The sequence below is a fragment of the Enterococcus sp. ARL09-542 genome, from assembly GCF_005234805.1.
Classification (GTDB): Bacteria; Bacillota; Bacilli; order Lactobacillales; family Enterococcaceae; genus Enterococcus_D; species Enterococcus_D gallinarum.
In genome coordinates this window covers 22,856-29,373 of the sequence record NZ_QPQX01000021.1, presented here as the reverse complement: position 1 = coordinate 29,373, position 6,518 = coordinate 22,856, and the positions used below count along the sequence as shown (strand labels likewise).

Annotated in this window: 7 protein-coding genes and 1 pseudogene; 2 read left to right on the top strand and 6 right to left on the bottom strand. The window is 38.7% G+C overall.

Annotation, left to right across the window (positions count from 1 at the left end; all coding sequences use genetic code 11):
• Window positions 1-56: 56 nt before the first annotated feature.
• Together DVW06_RS17575 and DVW06_RS15490 are read left to right on the top strand one after the other, a co-directional pair.
• Window positions 57-335 (top strand): annotated as a pseudogene (locus DVW06_RS17575) (ATP-binding protein); the annotation flags it as partial.
• 70 nt (window positions 336-405) lie between these two features.
• On the top strand, window positions 406-597 hold the full coding sequence (locus DVW06_RS15490) for a helix-turn-helix domain-containing protein (protein ID WP_137264835.1): 192 nt from the start codon (window positions 406-408) through the stop codon (window positions 595-597).
• A gap of 44 nt (window positions 598-641) precedes the next feature.
• Here the strand turns inward: DVW06_RS15490 and DVW06_RS15485 are convergent, their stop codons facing one another.
• The 6 genes from DVW06_RS15485 to DVW06_RS15460 all read right to left on the bottom strand — a co-directional run bounded on the left by DVW06_RS15485 (window position 642) and on the right by DVW06_RS15460 (window position 6,517).
• On the bottom strand, window positions 642-1,331 hold the full coding sequence (locus tag DVW06_RS15485; protein WP_137264834.1) for a Crp/Fnr family transcriptional regulator: 690 nt from the start codon (window positions 1,329-1,331) through the stop codon (window positions 642-644).
• Window positions 1,332-1,416: 85 nt separating this feature from the next.
• Window positions 1,417-1,863: an organic hydroperoxide resistance protein gene (locus DVW06_RS15480; RefSeq protein WP_137264833.1), complete on the bottom strand. Its 447-nt coding sequence runs from the start codon at window positions 1,861-1,863 to the stop codon at window positions 1,417-1,419.
• A gap of 553 nt (window positions 1,864-2,416) precedes the next feature.
• The gene (locus tag DVW06_RS15475; RefSeq protein WP_003128926.1) at window positions 2,417-3,805 is read right to left on the bottom strand and encodes a glycoside hydrolase family 1 protein; all 1,389 of its coding nucleotides are present in this window, start codon (window positions 3,803-3,805) and stop codon (window positions 2,417-2,419) included.
• A gap of 6 nt (window positions 3,806-3,811) precedes the next feature.
• The gene (locus tag DVW06_RS15470) at window positions 3,812-4,789 is read right to left on the bottom strand and encodes an acetylxylan esterase (RefSeq protein ID WP_002372643.1); all 978 of its coding nucleotides are present in this window, start codon (window positions 4,787-4,789) and stop codon (window positions 3,812-3,814) included.
• Window positions 4,789-5,673, bottom strand: coding sequence for an ROK family protein (locus DVW06_RS15465; protein ID WP_002372641.1), 885 nt, complete (start codon window positions 5,671-5,673; stop codon window positions 4,789-4,791). The genes DVW06_RS15470 and DVW06_RS15465 overlap by 1 nt, the downstream gene beginning before the upstream one ends.
• A 130-nt stretch (window positions 5,674-5,803) precedes the next feature.
• The gene (locus tag DVW06_RS15460) at window positions 5,804-6,517 is read right to left on the bottom strand and encodes a GntR family transcriptional regulator (protein WP_003128923.1); all 714 of its coding nucleotides are present in this window, start codon (window positions 6,515-6,517) and stop codon (window positions 5,804-5,806) included.
• Window position 6,518 lies beyond the last annotated feature (1 nt).

Sequence of the window (6,518 nt, the reverse complement as noted above, 5' to 3'; positions counted from 1 at the left end):
TGCTAAGCCAACTGATTGAGAATTAGAAACAATCTGCAGTAGGGAAGAATCATTTACACAAAATTATTGACGCTCCCGGTACCGGTGGTGGGAAGACATATTTCATTCTTACAATTATTGAAGCCCTACTACGAACAAAAGCTAAATTATTTATTTTAGACCCCAAAAATGCAGATTTAGCTGATTTAGGTACAGTTATGGAAAATGTCTATTACAAGAAAGAAGATATTTCTGAATGTATAGATGATTTCTACAATCGAATGATTAATAGAAGTTTAGAGATGAAAAAAATGTCCAATTATAAAACAGGAGAAAATTATGCTTATTTAAAACTTACTCGATTTCACTTTTAATACGACCACCTCCCATAAATAATATTTAAATTTATGGAAAGGAAGATGGTCTATGAATACACTGAAAGAAGATTTTATTTTAGCAAAAGCTGGAAATGAAGAAGCCATTGAAGCCATTCTTAAAAGATTCAGCTCGTTGATGCACAAAAAATCGTGGAGAAACGGAAAATACGATCAAGATTGTTATCAAAAATGTATGATTGCAGTCTATCTAGCAATTTCAAAATTTGAAATCAAGGAATAAGCTCATTTTGGGGAGATGCATTTTGCTTCTCCCTTTCTTCTTATCTACCTCACCTTATCCATTAAATTTTTCAATTCAGTTACATTTGTTAACTCGATTATATTAGGAATTGGCTGCTTTATTAGATTATTCCTAGTGAGTTTTGTTAAATATCTACTAAGTGTTTCTGGAGTCATCCCTAAATAAGAAGCAAGTTCTTTTTTCGTAGTTTCCAATTTTATCTGCTCTGTATTTTGCTTTATATTTTCTTCTAACAAATACTGAATTAAGCGTGTTTCTGCTCTTTCAGTCGTGATTCCTACAGTTAATCGTTCTGTATTATCAAGATGTCTCGCCATTTCTGATAAAAGTTCTAGAGCTATTTGGGGATGCGATAGTAAAATCCGCTTAAAGTTGTCCTTTTGAATGGTACATACTTTAGTTGGTGATATTGCTTCTATAAAGCATCCATAATGTTGTTCTTCAAATAATGCCAGCTCGCCCACAAAATCACCCTGTTCTAAAATACGAATCACCTGTTCTTTACCTGAAGAACCTAAGCGATAAACTTTTACTTTTCCTTCTTGAATAAGATAAAGAGATTCAAGTATATCTTCTGCTTGATAGATAAACTGTCCTGCAGAAAAAGCTTGTTCTGTAATATCACTTTGGATAAATTGAATTTCAGTGAGGGACAATCCCTGAAATAAAGGCATTGTACTTATACAATGATCATATTTTGTGAAATCAATCATGTTCTTACTACTCCTCTTTTTGTGGTTAGTATAGCATAAAAAAATGTTCACTCATGTAATATCATCAGTGAACGATTTTCTATACTTATTTTTCTTTATCTGCATCATAAGGAACAGCGCGTACTGAAACTTCAATGGAATCCTTTACTGCTTTAGAATATGGACAAACTTTATGCGCTTCTTCAGCAATTTTTTGAACTTCTTCTAAATCTAAATCTTGAATTGCAACTTGAATCTCAGCACTTAATTTAAAGTCCACATCGTCTGGCTTTTTGTATAATTTTACTGTATGTGTAACTTGTGAAGATTGATGAATTTTACGTTGACCCTTAACAATTTCTAATGCCCCGTGAAAACAAGCACTGTATCCTAAAGCAAATAATTGTTCTGGGTTTACTCCACTCCCAGATCCTCCCATTTCTTTAGGTGTAGAAATCTTCACTTCAAATGATCCATCATTTAAATAGCTCACTCCATCACGGCCACCGGTATTAGTCGCTGTTGTTTCGTAAATTTTTTTGTAATCTGACATATTGAAGTCACTCCTTTTCACTTTTATGGTCCTATTTTAGGAAATAAAGTTGGTGTTGGCATTGATCTAAATCAAGAATCATAAAGTTAAGAATAACTTTATGAAAAAATATCGTTGGATGCAGTATATCTCTTTACTTGAACTTTATTAGCTATGTTTATTGGTCTTTTTGTTAAGGTAAATAAATATTAACAAAGCTATTATTGCGCCTCCAAAAGAACCACCTATCGCAATAAACACATCCACTGTTCCTTGAATTCGAATGATATTTGATTTAGTTATAAAATGGATGAACTATGATATAATTTTTTGCTTTAGGTTTCCTTCAGATTCCATCAGCTACAAAGTTGCTACCCGTGCAGGGTACATCAAAAAAGGAAATGCCAAAGCATTTCCTAAAGTGTGATTTGGTCAAAACAACACCATTTGACAAAGCACTGAAGAAACTAGAATGACTTTTCATCAATAAACCCTATTGTTCGTTCAGATTTTCCATTTACTCCAACACAAAGGAGTTTTTGAAAACAAATTCACTCCTCCCTCCTAAATCTTTTTAAAAACCATTATTCTCCGCCAATGTCTTAAACCATTCCCCAGATTTCTTAATCGTCTTAATCTGAGTGTGAATATCATTAGCGATTAAGCCGTAGCGGTTACGGTAGGCATTGCTCCAGGACCAGCAATCGATAGGAGTCCATAGATGGTAGCCAAAGCAGTTGGAACCTTCTTCAATCCCTTTATGCAACCATTGGAGATGCTCTTTGATAAATTCTATGCGGTAATCGTCTAGAATTTGCCCTTTTTCATCCATAAAGCGTTCTTCCCGAGAAACCCCCATGCCATTTTCAGAAACAAACCAAGGTAGATTGCCATAATTATCGCGAATATTGATGGCAATGTCATACACTGCTTTGGGATAGATTTCCCAACCTTTGTCAATATTCATGCGACGGCCAGGCATTTGATATGCATCATAATAACGATCAGGCATCCAGGCACCCACTGAATTTGGAGCAATGTCAGGTGTCTTGACCCGGTTTGGATGATAGAAATTCACTCCGATAAAATCAACAGTATTTTCCTTAATCAAAGCTAACTCATCAGCAGTTGACTGCCACAATACCCCATCCTTAGTCAGCAATTCTAGCAATTCCACAGGAAATTCCCCTTTGATGGCTGGGTCGAGAAACATTTTATTGTTCCACAGTTCGGCAATTCGGGCTGCCTCTTGATCTGCTTCAGCATCTGAAGCTGCGTAAGTTGGCGTCAAGTTTAACACGGTACCAATCCGGCCACCAGCTTGTGGTTGACCCATTTCGCGAAACTTCGCCATGACCTTAGCGGAAGCGAGATTTAAATTGTATGCCACTTGTACTGCTTTCTTGCCATCCACCAATTTTGGATAATGAAATTGGAACAAGTACTCCCCATCTACTACCACCATCGGCTCATTGTGGGTCACCCAGTCTTTCACACGGTCACCAAACAAAGCAAAACATTGTTCAGCAAATCCCACAAACAAATCGACAACTTTCTTCGATTCCCAACCGCCATATTTATGGTAAAGCTCCACTGGCAAATCAAAATGATGGAGGTTAAAAATCGGTCGGATATTTTGAGAGAGGAACTCATCAATCACATTATTGTAAAAAGCAACACCCACTGGATCCACTTCATTGGTTTCCAAATCCTTGATGAGACGGGTCCATTGAATCGAGGTGCGAAGGGAATTCAATCCCGTTTGCTTCATCAATGCGATATCTTCTCGGTAGCTATTGTAAAAGTTCGAAGCCATATCTGGCCCCACTCGGTCATAAAAAACTTCAGGTTCAATATCGTACCAATGATCAAACATATTGGCATGTTTCTTTTGAAAACGGCCTTCTGATTGGGGACCAGATGTGGCTGCACCCCACCAGAAATCTTTTGGAAATGTCAACATAGCATTCTACTCCTTTTCTCTCAAAACGTCGGCTAAACACTGCCGCATATGATCGCCAAATTTTGGCAAGTATTCATGGCCATACTCTGGATAAAATAGCATTTCTTTGTCAGCTGCGCTACTTAGCTGATTGTACACAGCAAACTGGGTTTTCGGTGGACAGACTGTATCTGCAAGGCCAATTGCCCAATGCACCTTCCCTTTGATCCAAGGAGCAAAGTATTGCAAATCAATGTAATCCAATGTTTCAAAGAAAGCTTCTTCTCGTTGGTGCAAGGGGTCTTTAAAGCGAAACCAATAAGCCAACTCTTCATAGGCAGAGTTTTCTACATCTAAGCGATAAGCTTCGCGATAATCACTTAGGAACGGATAACAAACAAAAGATTCCTTGATTTCCGGAGCAACAGCCGCACAAATCAACGCCAAAGCTCCTCCTTGTGACGCACCATAGGTATACAGTTGGCTGGTATCCACTTGGGGTTCTGCTACCATTAGCCGAGTCAACTGGTAAATATCGAGAAACACACTTCGATAAAATAAATCATTTGGTCCAGACTCCACTCCCCGGATTATATGCCCTTTCAGACTGGTTTTCGTGGTCAATCCCACATCTTCTGACAAACCACCTTGTCCTCTAACATCGAGTGCCACTACCCAAAAGCCTTCAGCAGCCATAGCGACCTTGTCTGACCAATCCCCAGCATCTGAGTGATACCCATGAAATTGAAGCAAGAGGGGAGACTTTTTTTGCAGACGTTTAGGCCGAATGAGTTGACAATGGACGGTGGCTCCTTGAACACCTGTAAAAGTTAAATCAAATGCTTCTGCTACTGAAGAATTCAAGGGATGAGGCTCTAAATGATAGTCTGTCCCCAAATCATCTACCTCTTGAAACCCTGCCTGCCAAAAAGCTTCAAAATCAGCAGGCTTTCGCTGACTCCCTTGATAGTTTTGCCACCTTTTTTTTGCATCTATTGCATACATTAAACTTGCTCCTTTCGTAAGTGATAGTTTGCCACTGCTCCTATCAGATTAGCATCTTGTTGAAACTGACAAATCTTCACAGTAATTCGTTGGTCCTCTGAATGATGATGTTGTTGTAACAAACATAATTGGGCTTTTACCGGAGCCAATAGATCTTTGCGCATTGATATGCCACCACCGATACAGACTACTTCAGGATCGATGACCAAGCAAACATTATAAATACCAATCGCCAAGGCTCGGAACAATTGTTGAACTTCTTGTTGAGCCAATTGATCTCCAGTGTCAGCAATATCAAATAGTTCTCGACCTGTAATACCTGATACCAAACCTTTCTGTTCGCAATAGCGCTTTGCAGCATGAACAGGGCTGGCTAACTCACTTAACGTTTGTCCATTTTCCGCCAACATGTAGCCAAATTCGCCTCCAAATAAGTTATGCCCCTTGACTAGTTTCCGCTCCAACACCACGGCTCCACCGATTCCCGATCCAATGATGAAAGAAACTGAACTTTTGGCATCTTTGGCAGCACCATAAAAGGCTTCTGCTAACCCTGCACAATTGGCATCATTTTCCACGAAGACAGGTTTTTCCAATAACTCCTCTAATTCTGCAACAAAATGAATTTTATGAATATAGGGGATCGCACTGTAGCCCCCGATAATCCCCTGATCACTGTCCACTGCTCCGGGTACACTGATCGACACCGCTTCAATCGGTGTCTGACTACAACTGGTTAAATTATGCAAAGTGGCTTTTAGGTCCATCTTCATTTGCTCCCAAGTCACGGGTGTCACAAAGGAACCTTTTTCGGTCAAGGCTTCTGCTGCCCACAGAGCATATTTGATACTCGTACCCCCAATATCAATTGCTAAAATACTCAAGAATTCCCCCTACTTTCTCAGTCTACTTACCTACACTAATTTTCATTGTAAGTAGTTATTTATTTTTAGGTATATACTTTTAAAATTTGAAAATCAAAATAAAAAGCGGAAAGAGGATTTTTCCGCTTACTTATTCTCTCGTTAAGACAAACTCCACCGAAAAACTATCATAACGATGAACTGAAATGGAGTACTCAAAAGCGATGCCTGTATCAAAATAAGCAATTTGCTCTGCCACTGCCACCGGATCTCCCGAATCCAATTCTAGATACTGTTGTTCGATTTCAGTCGCCTTTCGGACACTGACGCGTCGATGCCCACTTTGGATTTTCAAACCGAGATCTTCTTCAATATATTCATAAATGGACCCTTCAATATTGGCTTTTTTCAAACCAGGAATCAAATCGATAGGCATGTACATTTTTTCCATAACCAACGGCTTGCCATCAATGTGACGCACCCGATAAATATCATACACGAAAGTATCTTCCTGCATATTTAATTTATTTTTTACCAAGTTATCCGCTTCTATTACCTTAAACTCCAAAACTTTACTTTTAACTTCTTTTCCTGGATTGAGAGCAGTCGTCCCACGAAACTGATTAGCCACCGCAATTCGTTCTATTTCATCGGTCGCCAAATCCTTGACAAAAGTACCGGATCCACGACGTTTGATAATCAATCCCTCTGACACTAACATATCTAAGGCCTTTTTCACCGTCATCTTACTAGCGTCATATTCCACACAAAGATCTTTTTCGAAGGGAATTTGTTGATTTGCTTGATATACACCTTCCAGTATCTTCTTACGAATATCACTGGAAATAAGGATATATTTTTTCATC

Excerpts from the sequence above, each read along its gene's own strand:
- DVW06_RS15490 (WP_137264835.1), top strand. The coding sequence starts at position 406 with ATGAATACACTGAAAGAAGATTTTATTTTAGCAAAAGCTGGAAATGAA.
- DVW06_RS15485 (WP_137264834.1), bottom strand. The coding sequence starts at position 1,331 with ATGATTGATTTCACAAAATATGATCATTGTATAAGTACAATGCCTTTA.
- DVW06_RS15480 (WP_137264833.1), bottom strand. The coding sequence starts at position 1,863 with ATGTCAGATTACAAAAAAATTTACGAAACAACAGCGACTAATACCGGT.
- DVW06_RS15475 (WP_003128926.1), bottom strand. The coding sequence starts at position 3,805 with ATGTTGACATTTCCAAAAGATTTCTGGTGGGGTGCAGCCACATCTGGT.
- DVW06_RS15470 (WP_002372643.1), bottom strand. The coding sequence starts at position 4,789 with ATGTATGCAATAGATGCAAAAAAAAGGTGGCAAAACTATCAAGGGAGT.
- DVW06_RS15460 (WP_003128923.1), bottom strand. The coding sequence starts at position 6,517 with ATGAAAAAATATATCCTTATTTCCAGTGATATTCGTAAGAAGATACTG.